At 38.1% G+C, this 21,288-nt stretch carries 16 protein-coding genes and 1 other annotated feature; of the genes, 10 read left to right on the forward strand and 6 right to left on the reverse strand.

The features are described from left to right. The first annotated feature begins 149 nt into the window (after positions 1-149). Positions 150-2,528, forward strand: coding sequence for a DNA translocase FtsK (locus tag AC3ANV_RS06050; RefSeq protein ID WP_488312743.1), 2,379 nt, complete (start codon positions 150-152; stop codon positions 2,526-2,528). Positions 2,529-2,720: 192 nt separating this feature from the next. Beyond that, a complete protein-coding gene (gene murC / locus AC3ANV_RS06055) occupies positions 2,721-4,022 on the forward strand; it encodes a UDP-N-acetylmuramate--L-alanine ligase (RefSeq protein ID WP_488312744.1) in 1,302 nt (433 codons plus the stop codon). A gap of 184 nt (positions 4,023-4,206) precedes the next feature. On the opposite strand, the gene AC3ANV_RS06060 is transcribed toward murC, so the two are convergent. Next, a complete protein-coding gene (locus AC3ANV_RS06060; RefSeq protein WP_488312745.1) occupies positions 4,207-5,322 on the reverse strand; it encodes an aminopeptidase in 1,116 nt (371 codons plus the stop codon). Between the two features lie 219 nt (positions 5,323-5,541). Between AC3ANV_RS06060 and AC3ANV_RS06065 the strand changes: the two genes are divergently transcribed. From AC3ANV_RS06065 to ccpA, 5 genes are all read left to right on the forward strand, one after another. Then, positions 5,542-6,003: a DUF948 domain-containing protein gene (locus AC3ANV_RS06065; RefSeq protein ID WP_488312746.1), complete on the forward strand. Its 462-nt coding sequence runs from the start codon at positions 5,542-5,544 to the stop codon at positions 6,001-6,003. A gap of 21 nt (positions 6,004-6,024) precedes the next feature. Further along, complete coding sequence (locus AC3ANV_RS06070; RefSeq protein ID WP_488312747.1) at positions 6,025-6,519, forward strand: YtxH domain-containing protein; 495 nt, start codon at positions 6,025-6,027, stop codon at positions 6,517-6,519. Positions 6,520-6,611: 92 nt separating this feature from the next. Beyond that, positions 6,612-6,944, forward strand: coding sequence for a bacillithiol system redox-active protein YtxJ (ytxJ, locus tag AC3ANV_RS06075; RefSeq protein WP_488312748.1), 333 nt, complete (start codon positions 6,612-6,614; stop codon positions 6,942-6,944). 404 nt (positions 6,945-7,348) lie between these two features. Continuing rightward, positions 7,349-8,425, forward strand: coding sequence for a bifunctional 3-deoxy-7-phosphoheptulonate synthase/chorismate mutase (locus AC3ANV_RS06080; RefSeq protein WP_488312749.1), 1,077 nt, complete (start codon positions 7,349-7,351; stop codon positions 8,423-8,425). A gap of 242 nt (positions 8,426-8,667) precedes the next feature. After that, a complete protein-coding gene (gene ccpA / locus AC3ANV_RS06085) occupies positions 8,668-9,666 on the forward strand; it encodes a catabolite control protein A (RefSeq protein ID WP_488312750.1) in 999 nt (332 codons plus the stop codon). Positions 9,667-9,706: 40 nt separating this feature from the next. Here ccpA and AC3ANV_RS06090 read toward each other — a convergent pair whose 3' ends face one another. From AC3ANV_RS06090 to AC3ANV_RS06100, 3 genes are all read right to left on the reverse strand, one after another. Next, entirely contained in the window at positions 9,707-10,879 is a 1,173-nt protein-coding gene (locus AC3ANV_RS06090; RefSeq protein WP_488312751.1) for an acetoin utilization protein AcuC, read from the reverse strand. After that, entirely contained in the window at positions 10,876-11,523 is a 648-nt protein-coding gene (locus AC3ANV_RS06095) for an acetoin utilization AcuB family protein (RefSeq protein WP_488312752.1), read from the reverse strand. Before AC3ANV_RS06095 ends, AC3ANV_RS06090 begins: the two co-directional genes overlap by 4 nt. 106 nt (positions 11,524-11,629) lie before the next feature. Further along, entirely contained in the window at positions 11,630-12,262 is a 633-nt protein-coding gene (locus AC3ANV_RS06100; RefSeq protein WP_488312753.1) for a GNAT family N-acetyltransferase, read from the reverse strand. Positions 12,263-12,486: 224 nt separating this feature from the next. Between AC3ANV_RS06100 and acsA the strand changes: the two genes are divergently transcribed. Next, a complete protein-coding gene (acsA, locus tag AC3ANV_RS06105; RefSeq protein ID WP_488312754.1) occupies positions 12,487-14,205 on the forward strand; it encodes an acetate--CoA ligase in 1,719 nt (572 codons plus the stop codon). Positions 14,206-14,295: 90 nt separating this feature from the next. Here acsA and AC3ANV_RS06110 read toward each other — a convergent pair whose 3' ends face one another. Further along, positions 14,296-17,082 carry a transglycosylase domain-containing protein gene (locus tag AC3ANV_RS06110; protein WP_488312755.1) on the reverse strand — a complete coding sequence of 929 codons (2,787 nt, stop codon included), beginning with the start codon at positions 17,080-17,082 and terminating at the stop codon, positions 14,296-14,298. Between the two features lie 137 nt (positions 17,083-17,219). Beyond that, positions 17,220-17,432: a binding site (T-box leader), on the forward strand. A gap of 63 nt (positions 17,433-17,495) precedes the next feature. Between AC3ANV_RS06110 and tyrS the strand changes: the two genes are divergently transcribed. Further along, the gene (gene tyrS, locus AC3ANV_RS06115) at positions 17,496-18,752 is read left to right on the forward strand and encodes a tyrosine--tRNA ligase (RefSeq protein WP_488312756.1); all 1,257 of its coding nucleotides are present in this window, start codon (positions 17,496-17,498) and stop codon (positions 18,750-18,752) included. A gap of 98 nt (positions 18,753-18,850) precedes the next feature. Here the strand turns inward: tyrS and rpsD are convergent, their stop codons facing one another. Further along, positions 18,851-19,453 (reverse strand): 30S ribosomal protein S4, encoded by a 603-nt coding sequence (gene rpsD / locus AC3ANV_RS06120; RefSeq protein ID WP_488312757.1) that lies wholly within the window; start codon positions 19,451-19,453, stop codon positions 18,851-18,853. 375 nt (positions 19,454-19,828) lie between these two features. On the opposite strand from rpsD, the gene AC3ANV_RS06125 reads away from it, so the two are divergent. Next, on the forward strand, positions 19,829-21,265 hold the full coding sequence (locus tag AC3ANV_RS06125) for a sensor domain-containing diguanylate cyclase (protein ID WP_488312758.1): 1,437 nt from the start codon (positions 19,829-19,831) through the stop codon (positions 21,263-21,265). Positions 21,266-21,288: the final 23 nt, after the last annotated feature.

Genomic DNA, 21,288 nt, shown 5'->3' on the forward strand with positions numbered 1-21,288 from the left:
GATCACGTTAAATAGTGGTCTTTTTTCATTGTAAATTTGAATTTATTACCAACTCCTCTGTATTTCGACTTATTCTGAGATTTTATGTCGAAATTTTAGCAATTACTGATAAAATAGAATGATAGATGAAAGTAGAAAGAGTGATGGTTTTGAGCTGGATCCACAACTTTTTGCATTTTTTTATAAAAGAAGTTGAAGTGGAAGTTGATATTGAGGAAGAACTAGTTGAAAAAAGTATACATAAAGAAAAAAAAGAGATTCTTCCGCATCATGGTGTGAATGAAGGCGTTAAAGATATAGATGCCAGGATTTCTTATCATTATCCAAAAGGAAATGTCCTTTATTCTTTTCCTGAAGAAATAATAAAACCTAAAGAAGAACCAATTCGGAAAAGAAAGGAACGGCTCCCGGAAAGAAATAAGACAGAACCAATGGAAGTTCCATCAGTCAAAAAAGAAATGATTAAAACGGGAAATGAACAATCTCTGCGAATGCGAAGACCATTTCACCCAACAGAAATCCCTTCACCTGTTTTTGGATTTAACAGACCGAACAATGCCGCTAATATGAGTGATTTAGTCGAGCATGAACTTTCCCATTTTTTAAGCAAAGATTTTGAAACACAGATAGAACCTTTACCTATAGAGGATGAATTAATTACTGAAACTGAAGTTATAAAACCGCTATTTCAAAATTCTGATGTTTCAATTCGTGAATCGATTGAAATTAAGCCAAGTCAGTGTGTTAAGGAAGAAGAAGAAGTGTTGGCCGTTGAAAAGGAAGCCTCTTCAATTGAGTTAGGCAGCCTTCAAAATTCACATGAGACTATTCCTAATCAACTTGAAAAGGAAGTTATTTCAGATTTAAAAGAGGATGCTGTTATTGAACACCCTGAAGTGAAAAAACCTAGGCGATCCCATTTGCCATTTAATGTGATGATGTTAAAGCAGGATAAACAAAAATGGGAAGAAAATAAGAAGAGAAGGGTCGAACAGCAGAGACCAAACATACCAATAAGCACAATGCAAATTGAAAAGGCAGTAGAAAGCAAACCGATTGTCGCGGAGCTAAAAGAAGAAACACAGACAGCTTCTGAGTCAAGTATATATGAGCTCCCGATTTCAGGTTTGTTAAATCCCCCTGTATCAGAAGAAAAGGATACGGAATGGATTCAATTCCAACAAGAGCTTTTAAACCAAACATTACAAAATTTCAATGTTGGGGCTAGTGTTGTAAATGTTACACAAGGTCCTTCAGTTACCCGTTTTGAGGTTCAACCTGAGCCGGGGGTAAAAGTAAACAAAGTAACGAATTTAAGCGATGATATTAAGTTAAGCCTTGCTGCAAGAGATATTAGAATTGAAGCCCCTATCCCGGGGAAGCATACAATTGGAATTGAAGTGCCTAATCAAAAATCAAGACCGGTCTTAATCAATGAGATTATTCAAAGCAATGTTTTTCGCGAATCATCTTCACCGCTAACAGCTGTTCTGGGACTTGACATTTCCGGTAAACCGATCGTTACTGACTTAAAAAAGATGCCGCATGGATTAATTGCCGGTGCAACCGGTTCAGGAAAAAGTGTTTGTATTAACTCGATTTTAATTAGTCTATTATATAAAGCAAGCCCTGAAGATTTGAAGCTTTTACTAATTGACCCAAAGATGGTAGAGTTAGCGCCATATAATCGAATCCCGCATCTTGTCAGTCCTGTAATAACGGATGTAAAAGCAGCGACTGCTGCATTGAAATGGGCAGTTGATGAAATGGAAAGACGTTATGAATTATTTGCCCATACAGGGGTTCGCGATATAAATCGCTTTAATGAACTGGCAATAAATCATAAACGGTATTCTGATAAGCTTCCGTTTATTGTGATAATTATTGATGAATTAGCGGACTTAATGATGATGTCACCTGCAGATGTTGAAGAAGCTATTTGCAGAATTGCCCAAAAAGCAAGAGCATGTGGAATTCATCTCATTGTTGCGACTCAAAGGCCATCTGTTGATGTCATTACAGGATTAATTAAAGCAAATATACCGACGCGAATTGCTTTCTCCGTTTCATCTCAAGTCGATTCCCGAACGATTATCGATATTAGCGGTGCGGAAAAATTACTTGGACGAGGCGATATGCTCTTTTTAGAAAATGGTTCATCTAAGCCCGTTCGTCTCCAAGGCACGTTCGTATCAGATGAAGAAATTGATATCGTTGTTGCCCATGTAAGAGAGCAGCGGGAGCCTGATTACTTATTCGAACAGGAAGAGCTTTTAAAAAAGGCACAAGTAACGGAAGAAGAAGATGAATTATTTTATGAAGCCTGTGAGTTTATCATCGACCAAGGCGGTGCTTCAACATCCAGTTTACAAAGGCGATTTAAAATTGGATATAACCGTGCCGCACGATTAATGGATGTGCTGGAGACTCAAGGGTACATATCCAGTGCAAAGGGGAGCAGACCCCGCGAGGTCTTAATTACTGAGGCGGACTTAGAATCCTTGCAAGATGCAAATTCAATTAGTTAATCAATGGTATTCTTTGCGACAGTGGACAAATAATATATGGTTTAGTAGTACTTAAATAGTTTTTATGAAAAAACAGTGGTATAATAATGAAATGTTATTTTAAGAATTTGTTTCACTGTTATTGATAATTACCAAATACAGTAAGATGTCATATACTGTTTTACAGATAGACGTTGGTTGGAGGTTCTTTACATGACTATTTACCATTTTGTAGGTATAAAGGGGTCAGGAATGAGTGCATTGGCGCAAGTTCTGCATGATATGAAGTTCGAGGTGCAAGGCTCCGATGTCGAAAAGCGCTTTTTTACTCAACAAGCCCTTGAACAATCAGGAATAAAGATCCTTCCCTTTCGAAAGGAAAATATTAAGCCGGGAATGACCATTATTGCGGGAAATGCTTTTCCTGATACTCATGAAGAAATTCAAGAGGCGATGAAGCTAGGGCTTCCTATTGTACGTTACCATCGATTTTTGGGCGATTTTATGCAAAACTTTACAAGCGTTGCGGTAACAGGTGCACATGGAAAAACCTCTACTACAGGCTTGCTTGCCCATGTAATGGAGGGGGCAAAACCCACATCCTTTCTGATTGGTGACGGTACCGGTAAGGGTGAAGAAGGTGCTGAATATTTTGTTTTCGAGGCCTGTGAATATAGAAGGCATTTTTTGTCCTATTTTCCTGACTATGCAATTATGACAAATATTGATTTTGACCATCCTGATTATTTCGCCAATATTGATGATGTTTTTTCAGCATTTCAAGAGATGGCGATTCAGGTGAAGAAAGGGATATTTGCTTACGGAGATGATGAGCAGCTTCAAAAAATTCAAGCAAAGGTTCCGGTCTTGTTTTACGGATTTGGGGAAGAAAATGATTATCAGGCCAAAAATCTTGTGAAAACAACAAATGGAACCAGCTTTGATGTTTTTATTCGGAATACATTCTATGATACATTCTCCATCCCGACTTTTGGGGATCATAGTGTGCTTAATTCGCTCGCTGTTATCGCACTATGTCATTATGAAGAAATAGATGTCAATGTTGTGAAGGAGCAGTTAAATACGTTCCGGGGCGTGAAAAGAAGATTCTCGGAAAAGAAAATTGGTTCACAAATTTTAATTGATGATTATGCACATCATCCAACTGAAATCAGAGCAACCATTGATGCTGCAAATCAAAAATATCCGGATAAAGAAATTGTTGCTGTATTCCAACCTCATACTTTTACGCGCACTCAAGCATTTTTGGATGATTTTGCTGCTAGCTTACGTAAAGCCGATAAAGCCTATTTGTGTGAAATTTTTGGCTCAGCTAGAGAAAACCATGGGAAGTTAACAATTAAAGATTTACAGGATAAAATTGAAGGTGCTGAAGTTCTTTCAGAAGAAAATACCTCAATGTTAAAAGAACATGAAAATAGTGTCATTATCTTCATGGGGGCAGGAGATATTCAAAAATTCCAAGATTCCTATGAAAAACAATTGACGATATAAAAACAAAGGATGCCGGGCAGATGCCGGCATCCTTTTACATTGAGAACTGTCTAGCTTCAGCCCCTAAACAAGGCGCATGAGCTTTTCTTAAAAGATAAGAAAGTATCAATTTTAGCTTTGAGAATTGTCTAGCTCCAGCGCCAAGCGACTAGTGTACTTCGCTAAACGGGCGCTTGTGCTTTTCTTATTTTAATTTTTCCGGGTTAAGTCCTTCTAATTCCGATATAACAAACAGACCGTCTTTACGAATTAACACATCATCAAAGTAGATTTCACCGCCGCCATACTCAGGGCGTTGAATATTCACCATATCCCAGTGGATATTGGAATGGTTCCCGTTAAAGGCATCATCATAGCATTGCCCGGGAGTAAAGTGGAAGCTCCCTGCTATTTTTTCATCAAATAAAATGTCCTGCATTGGATTTAAAATAAAAGGATTTACCCCAATTGCAAATTCCCCTATGTACCTTGCACCTTCATCCGTATCAAAGATTTTATTGATCCGTTCCGAATCATTTGATTCAGCTTCAACAATTTTTCCATTTTTAAATGTTAGCTTAACATTTTCAAATGTAAAGCCATGATAAGGTGATGGAGTATTATATGTAATAACTCCGTTAACGGAATCACGGACAGGTGCTGTGTAAACTTCACCATCAGGGATATTTAATCTGCCCGCACACTTAATGGCAGGAATATCCTTAATGGAGAAAGTAAGATCTGTACCAGGACTGGTGATTCGGACTTTGTCGGTACGGTTCATTAAATTCTCAAGGCTGTCCATTGCTTTATCCATTTTTCCATAGTCCAAGTTACAAACATCGAAATAAAAGTTTTCAAAGGCTTCAGTACTCATTTTAGCTAATTGTGCCATTGAGGAAGTTGGATAGCGAAGAACAACCCATTTTGTTTTTGGAACACGGATATCACGATGAACCTTTTTGCCAATCGTATTCCCATGAATTTTCATCTTATCATTAGGTACATCAGCATGCTCATTTATGTTATTACCTGCCCGCAAACCTATGTATGCATCCATTTTACTCATTACATTTGCTTCAAACTCCGCCATCATGCTAAATTGCTCTTCCGTAGCACCTAATAGTAGAGAACGGTCCACTTGATGGTCTTTAAGTAGAACAAAGGGGAAACCTCCAGCTAAATAAGCTTCTTTTACGAGAGCTGTAACAAGTTCACGCTGCAAGCCAAAGTTTTCGATTAACACCTTTTCACCTTTTTGAAGCTGTACAGAATAGTTAATTAAACCATTGGCTAGTTTCTCTATACGCGGATCTTTCATTTTTCGTAACGCCTCCAACTAAAAATAATAAAGATACACTTCTATTGTACCCGAATGAAGGTGGAATGTTGAAAAATAAACACCGGATAAAAACTAGTCCAATATTAAATTTTTGCAGGAAAACAAGACAAATTTATTGAAGTAATATAAGATAAATAGCGAGGTTTAGATCCATTATGGATGGGTAATACATAATGATAGATTAAGCGGAGGTGCGGGATGCAAATTATTTTATACTTGAGCGTTGCCTTGATTGCGGTCGCGTTTTTTATCCTGGTGATTTATTTAGTGAAAACGCTTAAGTCCCTTCAAGGTACTCTCACGGGTGTTTCGAAAACATTAATGGAAGTAGAAAAACATCTTGATGATGTTACAACTGAAACCACGTTACTTTTACAAAAAACAAACGTAATTGCTGATGATTTTCAGCACAAGGCGGAAAGTTTAAATACTGTCGTTGATGCGGTAAAAGACGTGGGTACAACAGTGAGTAAATTTAATGGCACATTAAAAAACATTTCAACTTCATTTGACAAGCAAGTTGAGCAAAACAAAGAAAAAGTATCACAAATCATCCAGTGGAGTGATGTGCTGTTAGAAATAAAGGATAAGTGGAAGGCTAGAAAACAATCAAAAAATGAAAGCACTCCAAAAGAGAGGCAGAAGGTTAGGTCTAACTAGTTTTTTAAGGAGGTATAAAAAATGACCGCTAGAGAACAAGAAACAAGAGAAAATGCCCAAAACAAAAACGAGGAATCTTCGAATAGCTTTTTGCTTGGTGCATTAATTGGCGGAATGGTGGGAGCAGCAGCGGCACTGCTTTTTGCACCAAAATCAGGTAAAGAGCTTCGGAACTCCCTTAATAATCAAACAGGATCTCTTATGGAAAAAACGGTCCAATTACGCGAAAACGTGGTAAACAAGAGCAATGAAATTGTGAACAAAACCTCATCGCTTTCTCAAGGTTTTGTTCAGCAGTCAACTGATTTATTGAATAAGGCAAAAAATAAAACAAAAACAAATGAGGAATTTGAAGGAAAATCAGAAATTCAATATATTACGATTCATAATCCGGCAGAAAAAACAGCCGCTAATAAGTCAATTGATGCAGGGGAAACGCCTGATTCTGAAATCAGAAAAAAATTAGAAGAAGCAAAAAAAGCCTTTGATGCGGAAGAATATAAGGTAAAGCATTAAGGATTTCAAACAACATCAATTTATATTATTTGTGATAGAAACGGTGAAGTGTTAAAATGACTTCACCGTTTACTATTATTGGAGGTTTTGAAATGTTAGAAAAAATTGATACAGTTGAACAATTTGATGAATTATTGAAAAAAGAAGAAACATTTTTTCTATTAAAACATAGTTTAACATGCCCGGTTAGTCACGCAGCATATCAAGAATATCAAAAATATGCCAGCGAGCATCAAGATGTACCTACCTATTTTTTAGCTGTCCAAGAATCACGGCCGTTGTCAAATGAAATAGCAGAGAAATTCGAGATTAAGCACGAATCACCTCAGGCGATTTTGTTTTCAAACGGAGAACCACAGTGGAATGCCTCTCATTGGAAAATAACCAATCGTTCTTTGGTAGGGGCATTTGGTGAAAATCAATAAATCCTTATTTTAAAAGCCTTAATTGGAGTGCCAAATCCATATACCAGTTATTTTATTATTGAAAAAGGCTATATTTTTAGCACACAAAAAGTGTAATTGCATATATTGCTTTAATACTTAAAAGCGTCTAATCGCTAAAGAAAAAAGACGTGACAAAGAAATTTATTTCCGCTATAATAAAGCCTAATTATATTAAAATTATTTAAAAATTAAAAATTCATAAAAAGTTGTGTCAGTGATAACAAAGACAACTTTTTGCTGCATTCAGAATTTAAGTAATTGGCTATGTTAAACCTCATTGTCGATTTAGCACACTATGTTGATTGGAGCGAAAATCAATAGGCAAGTTTAAAAATAGCCAAGTAATTAAACACCGGGTGCTTAAGAAAGGATGGGGATGGATAATGGGCAATAATGAATTGGATCTATTAAGGACACGTGTCGATGAATTAAACCTGGAATTATTGAGGATTATTAATGAAAGAGCTGAACTTGTACAGGAGATTGGACGAGTTAAAGGACACCAAGGTGTATACCGGTACGATCCTGTTCGTGAAAGAAAAATGCTCGATAATGTTAAAGCGCAAAATGATGGTCCGTTTGACAATGCAACAATCGATCATCTATTTAAAGAGATCTTTAAAGCCGGATTAGATTTGCAAAAGGATGACCATAGCAAAGCACTGCTTGTTTCACGTAAGAAAAAAGCAGAAGATACTATTGTAACATTAAAAGGTGAAAATGTTGGGGATGGAAAGCCGCATTTCGTATTTGGTCCTTGTGCAGTTGAATCATACGAACAGGTTGCAACGGTTGCAAAAGCTATGAAAGAAAAAGGATTAAAGCTTCTTCGAGGCGGCGCATACAAACCTAGAACATCACCTTATGATTTCCAAGGCTTAGGGGTTGAAGGTTTAAAAATTCTTAAGCGCGTGGCTGATGAATATGGTATGGCCGTAATCAGTGAAATTGTTAACCCTGCCGACATTGAAATGGCTTGTGATTATATTGATGTCATTCAAATTGGTGCACGTAATATGCAAAATTTTGAATTATTAAAAGCGGCCGGTGCAGTTAATAAACCTGTTTTATTAAAAAGAGGAATTGCTGCAACAATTGAAGAATTTATTAACGCTGCTGAATACATTATGGCTCAAGGAAATGGACAAATCATTCTTTGTGAACGTGGAATTAGAACGTACGAACGGGCAACGAGAAATACACTCGATATTTCTGCTGTTCCAATTTTAAAACAAGAGACTCATTTACCTGTTTTTGTGGACGTTACACATTCCACAGGAAGAAGGGACCTGCTATTACCTGCTGCTAAGGCTGCTATAGCCATTGGTGCCGACGGAGTTATGGCTGAGGTTCATCCGGATCCTGCAGTTGCACTTTCTGATGCTCAACAGCAAATGGATCTTAAACAGTTTGACCAATTCTATAATGAATTACTTTCATCAAACTTTGTTCGTATCTAATTAAAGACACACTCACTGTAAAAAACCTTCTGCAACCATAATTGCAGAAGGTTTTTCTGTTAATTAAAGAAAATAATATGAAAATAGTTTCAAATGCAATTGCGGCTTTATTATTCTTATCGTATTATTGAATACATAAAATAAAGTTTGTTATTTTTATCACAAACAAGAAAGATGACTAGGTTAATGAATGCTGTTGTAAAATAAAGAAAATAACGTCTGTTTTAAGGAGAGTGTTGAACGTGAATATAACAATATATGATGTTGCAAGAGAGGCCAATGTTTCGATGGCAACGGTTTCACGTGTAGTGAATGGAAACCCTAATGTTAAACCGGTTACACGCAAAAAGGTTTTAGAAGTAATTGAACGATTAGGATACCGTCCAAATGCTGTAGCAAGAGGATTGGCCAGCAAAAAAACAACGACAGTCGGCGTAATTATCCCGGATATTTCAAATATCTTTTTTGCTGAGCTGGCACGTGGTATCGAAGATATTGCCACAATGTATAAGTACAATATTATATTAAGCAATTCCGACCAAAACAAAGAAAAAGAATTGCACTTATTAAATACGATGTTAGGCAAGCAAGTGGATGGGATCGTTTTTATGGGAGGCAATATAACTGCTGATCATGTTGAGGAATTTGAAAAATCTCCGGTTCCAATTGTTCTTGCCGGCTCCATTGAAGAAACGGAAAAAATTCCTTCCGTTAATATCGATTATGAAGCAGCTGTTTTTGATTCTGTTACAGAGTTTATTGAAAAAGGTCATAAAAATATTGCTTTTGTAGTGGGACCACTACATGAACCGAAAAACACGGAGAAGAAGCTAAAAGGGTACCGGAGAGCTCTTCAAGAAGCAGGAATTACGTATAACGAAGATTTGGTTTTTGAAGGAGATTATACGTATGATTCGGGTATTGAAGCCTTTGATAAATTGGTGGAACTTTCCGAAAAGCCGACAGCTATTTTAGTCGGTTCAGATGAAATGGCACTTGGAGTGGTTCACGGTGCTGAGGATAAAGGGTATCAAATACCTAAAGATTTTGAGGTAATTACTTCGGATAATACTAGGCTCTCACTCATGGTTCGTCCGCAGCTCACAACTGTTGTTCAGCCATTATATGATATTGGTGCTGTTGCAATGCGTCTGCTTACAAAATTAATGAATAAAGAAAAAGTAAGTGAACAAATTGTTGTTCTTCCACATCGCATCGAACATCGGCAATCAACTAAATAAATGAAAAAATGGGTTATCCTAATTTGGACAACCCATTTTTTTATATAGACTCACTTTTCTTCTGGCTTCGAATCGGATATAATGCTTTTTCAAGCGTTCGTAAATTTTTCTCGGTAATTTCAGCCTTTCGCGGGATCGGTTTGTATAAGTGCTCATGGTCGTCCCATTCCACAGGTAAATTTACCGGTGCTTCTTTTTGCCAGCTATCAATCCACTCTTGGGGTAAACTCCCATAACAATTTGAGTTTTCAGTCATTTCTAACCAAATTAAACCCCAAGCCCGCGGGACAACTCTCCAAATATCATAGCCTCCTCCGCCAACTGCAATCCATTTACCGTCACAGTATTGATGGGCAATCGCATGGGCCAGCTTGGGAATTTCCCGATAAATTTTCATTGTTGCTGATAAATGTGTTAACGGATCATAATAATGTGAATCAACTCCATTTTGAGTAAGGATGACATCCGGTTTAAAAAACTCGGCTACTTCTTTGATTGAGTGAGTATATACCTCCAGCCAAGATTCATCTTCCGTAAAGGCATCAACCGGGATATTAAATGAATAACCGTATCCTTTGCCCTGACCCCTCTCATTGACATTCCCTGTTCCCGGAAATAAGTATCTGCCGGTCTCATGGATAGATAAGGTACAAACACTAGGATCATCATAGAATGACCATTGCACACCGTCGCCATGATGGGCATCTGTGTCAACATATAGCACACGTGCATTGTATTTCATTTGAAGATATTTAATTGCTACTGAACTGTCATTATAAATACAAAATCCCGATGCCTTTCCCCTAAAGCCATGGTGGAGCCCTCCTCCAAGATGGAGAGCATGGGTAGCTTGTCCTGTCATAACTTGATCCACAGCTGTTAAGGTTCCTCCAACCAGTAAAGAACTGGCCTCATGCATATTTGGGAAAATAGGCGTGTCCTCGGTCCCTAATCCATAGTTTTCAGCCACTTCTTTTGAAAGCTCTCCATGCCCGCCCCTTATTACTGCATCAATGTAGCTTGGATCATGTATAAGAGAAAGTTCTTCAATGGTTGCTCTACGTGGAGTAATAATCTGATTATTATCTAATGCATGAATTTTGTTTAATAAGTCTACTGTTAGTTTAAGACGGAACTGATCGAAAGGATGATGACTGCTGAATTTATAATTCAGCAGCTCTTCTGAAAAAATAAAGGAGCAACGATCCTTCATAAAGAAATACCCGGCAGATTCGGCCATAAAACATGGTGTCCCGCTTCTTTCAAATCCTGAATCAGTTGCACAGGGTTCATCATTTGCACTCGAATTACAAGTATTTTATATCGATCATCCTTTTTGTCCGGGTAAACAAGAACACTTAAAATATTGGCTTTCCGATTTCGAATAATGGCCGAAATATCACTTAGAATTCCAGCTATGTCAGGGACCTTTATTTCAATTTGGGAACCTGGCTGGTGAGCTCCGGTTAATTCAACCATGGTTCGTAAAAGGTCAGTTTCGGTAATAATTCCAACGAGTTTTCCATCCATCGTGATGGGCAGGCAGCTAATTTTGTGTTCATAAAATAAGCCTGCTACTTCTTCTACAAAATCAAGTGGATGTCCGGAGATGACGTCCTTTTTCATAATAGAATCAATAGGTTTTTGTAAGTCCTCTAAATGTTCATTGGTATGAAAGATGGATGGAGTTACATCCCGTAAACCAACCGCTGTTACTAAACCGACTAAATGCTCTTCTGAGTTGACAATGGGTATATGACGGATTCTTTTTGCCTCCATTAAACGTAAGGCATCAGCAATTGAGTCTGTCGGTGTAAGCTTCGCAACTTTTGTTTTCATGATTTCTTCTACTATCATCAGAAAATCTCCCCTACTCAAACAATTTTTAATGTCTAGCTCCACGCCTAGGGGCTCTTTGGTCTAAGCCAATCTGTCAAGAAGGAAGGCGCTTCCGCTTTTCGTTTTAATACATAAATCGGTTCATAAAACGAAGACGATCAAATTTTTGAATGGATTCTGTATCTATTCTTTGACCAATCCGAGCCATCAGGCAATTTGCGGGGTGTGAACAAATTTCAGGGTCATCAGTGGCATACCATTCCAGGCTGCCGGCATTCATCATTTTCTCCATGATTTTCCGATATTCCCAGACATTTGTGCCGGTACCCTTTAAATCCCAATGCCAATAATATTCTGTCGTAATGATAATGTAATCTTCCATCGCATCATCCATCATGGAAACAATCAGAAGATTTTTCCCGACAGCGCTGCCTCTAAATTGCGGAATTACTTCAATGGCACCCAATTCTATTAAATTTTCCATTTTGCCTTCTGACCAACGTTCCAGAGGATCCGGATATAGATAGGTAACATAGCCAACAATGGTTTCCCGATGTCTGGCGATAACAATCCTGCCTTCCTCCAGTTTTGCGATACCAACAAGGGCTTGATGTTGAGCGGCAGGCTGGCGGAAAGCTGTGAGGTGTTCATGGAATTCATACCCTGCTAGTATATCCGGAGAAATAGGACCTTCGATAATTAGGCTCCCATGAGGAGTTTTTAATTCTTTTGCATTATAAGTTTTTTTATGTTTCATTCGGTCACCCTCTTGATAAAACTTTCGAGTTTCAATTCTATTATACATAAATTCTATTGATTTAAAGCGCCTTCACAAAATTTTCTGTTTTATCGGAAAATATTTTAAGTCTATTTACATTATAATTGAAATGTAAATTATTCTTTAAAAATAATTTTAAAAATTGAGAATAGTCACTATTTGTAATATAATTATCTCATGAAAAATCAAAAGGGGGAATTTGAATGAAAGTGGAAGCGTTACCGGTTGTGCAAGGGGAGTACAATCTCAACAATTATGATGAAATGTACAAGCATTTTAACTGGAATGATACAGAAAAGGAATTCACATGGCATGAGACAAATCTTGTCAATATGGCGTATGAAGCCATTGACCGACATGCAGAAACCTTCCGTAAAAATAAAATTGCCCTCTACTACAGAGATGGATCCAGAAACGAAAAGTACACCTTTAAAGAAATGAAAGACCTTTCCAACAAGGCAGGGAATGTTCTAAAAACGTATGGAGATGTAGAAAAAGGGGATCGCGTATTTATTTTTATGCCTCGATCACCGGAGCTTTATTTTACTGTTTTGGGTGCCATTAAGCTTGGAGCCATCGTAGGTCCATTATTTGAGGCTTTTATGGAAGGTGCTGTAAGGGACCGCCTGCAAGACAGCGAAGCAAAGGTACTTGTTACCACACCGGAATTATTGGATCGGATACCCGTTAGTGAGCTTCCGTCCTTAAAGCATATTTTCCTAATTGGTAATAATGTGGAAGAAAAAGGAATATACCATAATTTCTTAAAGCAATTCGAAGGAGCAAGTAAAAAATTAAGGATTGAATGGGTGGACAGGACTGATGGTCTTATCCTTCACTATACTTCAGGCTCAACCGGAAAACCAAAAGGTGTATTACATGTACATAATGCGATGATTCAGCATTATCAAACGGCAAAATGGGTTCTTGATTTAAAAGAGGATGATGTTTACTGGTGTACAGCAGACCCAGGATGGGTAACCGGGACTTCGTACGGTATCTTTGGTCCATGGTTAACAGGGGCGTCAAATGTGATTATTGGCGGACGTTTTAGCCCTGAAACCTGGTATAAAATGATTGAAGATTTTGGTGTAACCGTTTGGTATAGTGCTCCAACTGCTTTTCGTATGTTAATGGGTGCAGGTGACGAAATCGTCAAGAAGTTTGATTTAAGCAGCCTCCGCCATATTTTAAGTGTAGGCGAACCATTAAACCCTGAAGTTGTAAAATGGGGAGTTAAAGTATTTAACCATCGTATTCATGATACATGGTGGATGACCGAAACGGGTGCACAGCTTATCTGCAACTATCCATGTATGACATTAAAGCCTGGCTCAATGGGTAAACCTATTCCGGGCGTTATCGCTGCAATTGTAGATGATCATGGTAATGAACTTCCTCCATATCGGATGGGGAACCTTGCTATTAAAAAAGGTTGGCCGTCAATGATGCATACCATTTGGAATAACCTTGAGAAATATGAGTCTTATTTTATGCCTAGCGGCTGGTATTTTTCAGGAGATTCAGCCTACATGGATGAAGATGGCTATTTCTGGTTCCAAGGCCGAATTGATGATGTGATTATGACTTCGGGTGAACGGGTTGGCCCGTTTGAAGTTGAGAGCAAGCTTGTAGAGCATCCGGCTGTTGCTGAAGCAGGTGTAATCGGTAAGCCTGACCCTGTTCGTGGAGAAATTATTAAAGCCTTTATAGCACTCCGGGATGGTTATGAACCGTCAGATGAATTAAAAGAGGAAATTAGGCAGTTTGTGAAACACGGCCTTGCTGCACATGCAGCACCAAGGGAAATTGATTTCCGCGATAAGCTTCCAAAAACAAGAAGCGGTAAAATTATGCGACGTGTCTTGAAAGCCTGGGAACTCAATTTACCTGCCGGTGATCTTTCAACAATGGAAGACTAGACCAATAATAAAAAGCCCGCACCAATTATTATCTGGTGCGGGTTTTTTATAATCGACAGCGAAACTGTCCTTCAACAAGAAAACCCGCACCTATTTTTCCGGTGCAGGTTTTTCTATGAATATCTCCTTCGGAGTTGGTAAACTTCCAATAACAACTTCGTTGGAAGGTGCTGATTCATGACCGGCTATATCCACAGCTGTAACATAATAAGTACCCTCTGATGCCGTATATGAAAGGCTGGAACCGCTTTTTATACTTGCTACCCTTGTCGGGAAAACATTATGCTGATAAACACGATAACCAATCACATCATTATCGGCAGAAGTTGACCAGGTTAATATGTTTCCTGAAACAGCTAACATAACGCTATCAGGAGTTTTCCCGTTATCTACCATCTTCGCATTAGAAACGAGTATATTAGCCCAGCGATCTTTCTGTGGAATGAGCTGACTTGTATTTCTGAAATTCTTTCCGACCATTTGAGTAATAAAATCCGGATTTAAAATCATGCCCTTTTGGGCAAAGTCACCCGGTGTCGAATCCAAGGCCAAGTATTTCTTACCATTAATTTGAACGAAATTTCCTTGGATTAAGCTATCATCTTGTTTTGTCGGAACATTATTTACGTTAAAGTAATCTCTCTCAAGCAATCCTGCATTAGAGCAGGCGGCTGAAGGCAGTAAACCGGAAACAGCACAAATTGTACGATTTACAATCCCGCCCGGCATTTGAAATGATTCTTTTGGACTGATTAAATCAGGCTTTATCGCATAAGCAGTATTGATTAAATCAACCCATAAATTATTTGTTCTTTGGCTATATGACAATGATCCGGAGGATTGTAATGATTTCGGAGTATCATATCCTGTCCAAATCCCAAATGTAACATTCGGGTTTGTCGCAACGAACCAGGAATCATAATAATTTACCCCTGTTCCGGTTTTTCCTGCCCAATCCGTTTTAAATTTCAGTCTTCTGTTAATTCCCGAAGCTGTCCCCATTTTTACAACATCACGCATCATATCAAGTGTCAGGTATGCCGTTTGTGGTTTAAATACATCAACAGGTTTTACTTCATGGCGGTAAATGGTTTTGCCTTTTTTATCAACAATTTTATCAATTAAATAAGCGTCAATAAATTTTCCGCCATTAGCAAAAGTGGTGAAGGCATTCGTATTTTCTTCAATCGTTACCCCATTCTTCATGGATCCAATCGCTGTTGCCAGGTTTGTATAATCATCACTTCGAAGAGAGGAAAAGCCCATCTTTTCAAGATATTTAGCAGGCCGCTGATTGACAATCTCACTATAAAGCTTTACCGCTGGTACATTGTAGGACTTCGCTAGTGCATATCTTGCTGAAACCAAACCGCTGTACCTGAGGTCATAGTTATGTGGCCAAGGACTGCTGCTGGCCGGATTGAGGCTTAATGCCACGTCAGGTAACGGTGTCCCGGGTGAAGCTATTCCTAAATCAATTGCAGGACCATAAACAAGAAGAGGCTTCATTGTTGAACCATTTTGCCTGATTGCACTTGTAGCATGATTCAGCTGTTGTTTGTTGTAATCTCTTCCGCCAACAAAGCTGATAATAGCACCTGTCTTATTTTCAATGAGCTCTGCTCCGACTTCCACCGGCTCCATTACTGTTTTCTTTTCACCTGTTTCGGGGTCTACTTTTTCCTGAGGTTTATCAGGGCCATAAGAAGGGTAATGATCCTTTACTATCTGCATTGCATCATAGATATCTTTGTTAATGGTCGTATGGATTTTATATCCATTTTGATGCAAATCATGGTTAGCTAATAATTGGTATTTATAATGAAGATTATCATCGTTTTTTAAATCTTTCTCACTGTATCCATCTTTTTTTGCTAACACCGCGGCAAGCACATCAATCGAACGCTTTTCAATTTCCAGCGTAAGCCATGGGTATTTTTCGATTGGATTAACAGTCGGTTCTGTAAAATCTTTGGTAATATCATAAGCTGATGCTTCTGCATACTGCTTTTGGTTTATGTATCCGCCATCATACATTCTTTTTAAGACTGTTTTCATTCGGGTAAGACCCGGTTTAAGGTTGTCTTTCAATTTTCCTTCTTTTGTAAAAGGTGTATACCCAAAAGGACTTTGAGGTAAGCCGGCAATAAATGCTGCTTGAGGAAGGGTTAAATCTTTGGCATTTTTTCCGAAGATTCCTTTTGCTGCCGCTTGAACCCCGGCAATGTTTCGTCCTGAAGCATTTCTTCCAAAGGTTGAAACGTTTAAGTATGCTTCAAGTATTTCTTTTTTTGTGAAGAATTTCTCTAAGCGAAGGGCAAGTAATATTTCATTTGCTTTTCGTTGGAATGAAACTTCATTTGTTAAAATTTGATTTTTAATTAATTGCTGGGTTAAAGTACTACCGCCTGATTGGACAGAGGAGTTTGTGACTTCCTGAAAAAGAGCACGAAAAACAGCTTTAGGGACAACGCCCTTGTGCTGATAAAAGTATTCGTCCTCGGTAGCCACAATTGCTTTGACTAAGTAATCTGATACTTGATCTATCTTGACTTCCTCCCGTTCCAGATCAGACCGAAGTTTTCCAAGATAAACATTATCAGAAAAATAGAGATCAGAAGTTTCGTTATAATCATAGATATCTTTTTTCATACTACTGTATGAACGGACGGGCTCGTCCTTAACAAGTGAGGCGAAATAGCCTGCACCGACACCTGTTGCAAAAGCTCCTCCAAGTACGATTACTGTTAAAAATAAAAGAACTAAGTTCCAAACTACTTGGTAGGTAATTCGTGCTTTTTTTACTGTTTTTTTATGGGTAATCAAGTCTATTGCCGGTTTTATTTTTTCAGTCCATACCTGCAGCTTTTCTTTCATAGCATCACCTCTTATAAAATCACATACATTATAGCATATAGCCTTCTAAAAAATGACAAGCTTCTACATTTTTCTGATATATCCGATTCAGGTTTGACAGTTGTAAGATATTATGGTAAAAATAAATTTAATTTCAATAGTAAGCTGTGAAGGGAATCCAGTAGTTCTTCTATCCCTGTTCGTAGAGAGTCAGCGTTTGGTGGAAGCTGACACATATAGAAGAATGAATTACATCCTAGAGCTTTCGCCGTGAAAATAGTAGTAGCGGAGAACGGTCGAAACCGTTAACTTTTTGAGTTGGAGGAAATTTTCCTCAAGCCGGGTGGTACCGCGAAATTTTCGTCCCTGCATATGTGCAGGGGCGTTTTTGTTTTTTATTAGACTTGGATTGAGAACAAATGGAGGGATTTAGCATGGAATTATTACAGGATTTAGCGTGGAGAGGCATTATTTATCAGCAGACGGATGAAGAAGGAATAAAAAATGCGTTAGGCAAGGAAAAAATTTCACTCTATTGCGGTGTTGACCCGACAGCTGACAGTATGCACATTGGGCACCTGCTGCCGTTTTTAACGCTTCGTCGCTTTCAGGAGCATGGCCACCGTCCTATCGTTTTAGTGGGAGGGGCAACGGGTCTAATTGGTGATCCAAGCGGAAAAAGTGAAGAACGTAAACTGTTAACCTTGGAAACCGTTCAAGATAATGTTGCAGGTATTAAAAAACAGTTAGAATCAATCTTTGAGTTTGATGGTGAAAATGGTGCAATTATGGTGAATAACTATGATTGGGCCGGTTCAATGGATATCGTTACCTTCTTACGGGATATCGGTAAGCATATTGGTGTTAATTACATGCTTGCGAAGGATACAATTGCATCCCGTCTTGAGACAGGTATCTCGTTTACAGAGTTTACTTATACAATTCTTCAGGCTTTGGATTTTCTACATTTATATGAAAACCAAAATTGCAGATTACAAATCGGCGGCAGTGACCAGTGGGGTAATATTACCTCCGGTTTGGAATTAATCCGTAAAATGCAGCCGGAAGGCTCCAAAGCCTTTGGCTTAACGATTCCTCTTGTTACGAAAGCAGATGGGACAAAATTCGGGAAATCGGAAAGCGGTGCAGTCTGGCTTGATCCGGAAAAAACAACTCCTTACGAATTTTATCAGTTCTGGATTAATACAGCGGATGCTGACGTCGTGAAATACTTAAAGTACTTTACTTTCTTATCACATGAGGAAATTGAGCAGTTAGAAGCTTCTGTTCAGGAAGAGCCGCATCTGCGTAAAGCACAAAAGGCATTAGCAGAAGAAATGACCCGCCTTATTCATGGCGACGCGTCACTAGAACAAGCAATAAAGATTTCCAATGCCTTATTTAGCGGCGATGTTAAAACCCTTTCTGCTGCGGAAATTAAACAAGGCTTTAAAGATGTTCCATCCTTTGAGGCAAGTGCGACAGAAGGCAACCTTGTTGATTTATTAGTGGCAGCAGGGATTTCTCCTTCAAAGCGTCAAGCCCGTGAAGATATCAGTAATGGTGCTATTACTATTAATGGGGAAAAGGTAACCGATACCTCTTACGTTCTCCAAGAAACGGATCGGATTGAAGGTCTGTTTACGATTATCAGAAGAGGTAAAAAGAAATACTCCTTGATTAAATATTAATATTTTATGACAATAACCCTTGGAAACTTCCAAGGGTTTATTATTTCAAAGAAAAAAATAACCCCTTGGAAGTTTCCAAGGGGTTAGGAACTGAAGGATTAACGAGAGTAGAACTCAACGATAAGAGCTTCGTTAATTTCTGCAGGAAGTTCAGAACGCTCTGGTAAGCGAGTGAAAGTACCTTCAAGTTTATCAGCATCGAATGATAAGAAATCAGGAACGAAGTTGTTTACTTCTACTGCTTCTTTAACAACATCAAGGTTACGTGATTTTTCACGAAGGCTGATTGTTTGACCGGCAGTTAAACGGTATGATGGGATATCAACGCGAGATCCATCAACTAAGATGTGACCGTGGTTAACTAACTGACGAGCAGCACGACGAGTACGTGCCAAACCTAAACGGTAAACTACGTTGTCAAGACGTGATTCAAGAAGAATCATGAAGTTTTCGCCGTGTTTACCTGAGAGTTTCCCGGCTTTATCAAAAAGATTACGGAATTGGCGCTCATTTACTCCGTACATGTGACGAAGTTTTTGTTTTTCTTGTAATTGTAATCCGTATTCAGAAAGCTTTTTGCGTTGGTTTGGACCATGTTGTCCAGGAGCGTAAGGACGCTTATCTAATTCTTTACCTGTGCCGCTTAGAGAAATTCCAAGACGACGAGAGATTTTCCAGCTTGAGCCAGTATAACGAGCCATGAATGACTCCTCCTTCGTGTTTTTATTTTTTTGGTAAAATAAAAACCGTTATGAAACGACAATGAAAGCCATTTTGTTTTCATGCACCTTCGCCCTAGCAGCAGAGAGTTACAAGATGCACCATCATAATAGAAATATGTCATTATGAGGAACAAAATGAGACTATTAAAGTGTTCACATAGGCTGCAATATTTTACACAAAAAATATTATATAATTTTAATTGCATTAAAGTCAAGATTATTTTAGAAATTGATTAAAAGTATAAATAAGAAAAGTTAAAAATTATTCAAAAAAAGTTTACAAAAATTGTCCGATATTCACTATAATTAGGATATGATGTATATTTTTGGAATTAGAAAAATAGGTGATGTTGGATGGATGCACTTAAAAAAGAGTTGTTTTTACAAAATGAGGAAAATAAATATAAGCAGTTATTTTTAGTTACTGAAGCCTTCCATTCGCTATTGGATAAGGATGCCCTGCTACGGGAAATAATCGTTTCTCTCGAGCAGTTATATCCATCTTTTTCTTATTATTTGCTCCTTTCTCAGGATAATTACATCGATAATGAATTACCGATTATAGACCTTGAATATGATAGTGAAAATATAACAGCAATGCAGTCCTACGTTTCAGGAAATATACAAATGGAATTTTCACTGGAAGAAAAGCGATCGATCCTTTATGCGCCATTTAAAGGGAAACAGGGAGTTTACGGAGTTTTACAGGTTATAGCTCCAAATACACTTGAATTTCCTAAAAATGAAATAGAATTTATTACTTTATTTGCAAATGCAGCCGGTGGAGCACTGGAAAATGCCCAGCTCTATCAGCAATCAAGGCGGGTTATTTCTGATTTGCAATTAATAAATGAGACTTCCCATCGTTTAAATTCTAATTTGCGTTTAGCTGAAACGATGACGTATATGAGTGAACAAATCAAACATTCTTTTGATTCACAGGAAGTTGGTTTCTTCCTGTTCTCCCATGATCAAATAAAAGCAAATGTATTACCTGGTTCAACCCCATTCTTTTCAACGAAACAAGCTCGAATATATATTGATTTTATAAAAGATAAAATTCATCAAGAAAAAGATTCTTTGTTTATTGGAGATTTAAATCTTCCAAAAATGACTGATAGTACATACTTTCGTTCTGTAATGGCTATTCCGATGTTTGAAAGTGAAAATCTGAAAGGGTTTTCAATCGTCATGCATCAGGAACCTTATTTTTTTTCATTTGATACCTTTAAGCTCTTACAATCGTTAATACATCATTCCTCACTGGCACTCACCAATTCTATGCTTCGAGAAGAATTAGAGCAGATGATCATAACTGACCATTTAACAAAGCTGCATTCCCGTAATTATTTGGATGAAAAAATCAAATGGTCGATGAAACATGATGAGGAAGGTACATTTATCATTATAGATATTGATAATTTTAAAGACATTAATGATACTTATGGACATCAGGTAGGCGACGAGGTACTAATTCAAGTGGCAAACCTAATAAAAGGGAATATACGTGGAAATGATGTAGGAGCTCGCTGGGGTGGCGAAGAACTGGCTGTTTATCTTCCTAAAGTTACCCTTGAAACAGGAGTGGGGATCGCTGAGAGGGTAGTTGAAAGAGTGGCGCATTATTCAAATCCCCATATTACAGTGTCATGTGGTGTTTCCTATTGGAGTAAGGATCGGCTGGATTCCTATAATTATTTATTTAAACGTGCAGATGAAGCACTTTACATTGCAAAGGGGACAGGGAAAAACAAGGTAGTTTCCCAGCGGAACAGCATAAGAGCAAGTTAAGGCATTCAGCTTTAGGGAATGCC

This window comes from Neobacillus sp. DFD-2R (assembly GCF_057747865.1).

Coding starts and splice junctions, on each gene's coding strand:
- murC (WP_488312744.1), top strand. CDS start 2,721: ATGACTATTTACCATTTTGTAGGTATAAAGGGGTCAGGAATGAGTGCA.
- AC3ANV_RS06060 (WP_488312745.1), bottom strand. CDS start 5,322: ATGAAAGATCCGCGTATAGAGAAACTAGCCAATGGTTTAATTAACTAT.
- AC3ANV_RS06065 (WP_488312746.1), top strand. CDS start 5,542: ATGCAAATTATTTTATACTTGAGCGTTGCCTTGATTGCGGTCGCGTTT.
- AC3ANV_RS06070 (WP_488312747.1), top strand. CDS start 6,025: ATGACCGCTAGAGAACAAGAAACAAGAGAAAATGCCCAAAACAAAAAC.
- ytxJ (WP_488312748.1), top strand. CDS start 6,612: ATGTTAGAAAAAATTGATACAGTTGAACAATTTGATGAATTATTGAAA.
- AC3ANV_RS06080 (WP_488312749.1), top strand. CDS start 7,349: ATGGGCAATAATGAATTGGATCTATTAAGGACACGTGTCGATGAATTA.
- AC3ANV_RS06090 (WP_488312751.1), bottom strand. CDS start 10,879: ATGAAGGATCGTTGCTCCTTTATTTTTTCAGAAGAGCTGCTGAATTAT.
- AC3ANV_RS06095 (WP_488312752.1), bottom strand. CDS start 11,523: ATGATAGTAGAAGAAATCATGAAAACAAAAGTTGCGAAGCTTACACCG.
- AC3ANV_RS06100 (WP_488312753.1), bottom strand. CDS start 12,262: ATGAAACATAAAAAAACTTATAATGCAAAAGAATTAAAAACTCCTCAT.
- acsA (WP_488312754.1), top strand. CDS start 12,487: ATGAAAGTGGAAGCGTTACCGGTTGTGCAAGGGGAGTACAATCTCAAC.
- AC3ANV_RS06110 (WP_488312755.1), bottom strand. CDS start 17,082: ATGAAAGAAAAGCTGCAGGTATGGACTGAAAAAATAAAACCGGCAATA.
- tyrS (WP_488312756.1), top strand. CDS start 17,496: ATGGAATTATTACAGGATTTAGCGTGGAGAGGCATTATTTATCAGCAG.
- rpsD (WP_488312757.1), bottom strand. CDS start 19,453: ATGGCTCGTTATACTGGCTCAAGCTGGAAAATCTCTCGTCGTCTTGGA.
- AC3ANV_RS06125 (WP_488312758.1), top strand. CDS start 19,829: ATGGATGCACTTAAAAAAGAGTTGTTTTTACAAAATGAGGAAAATAAA.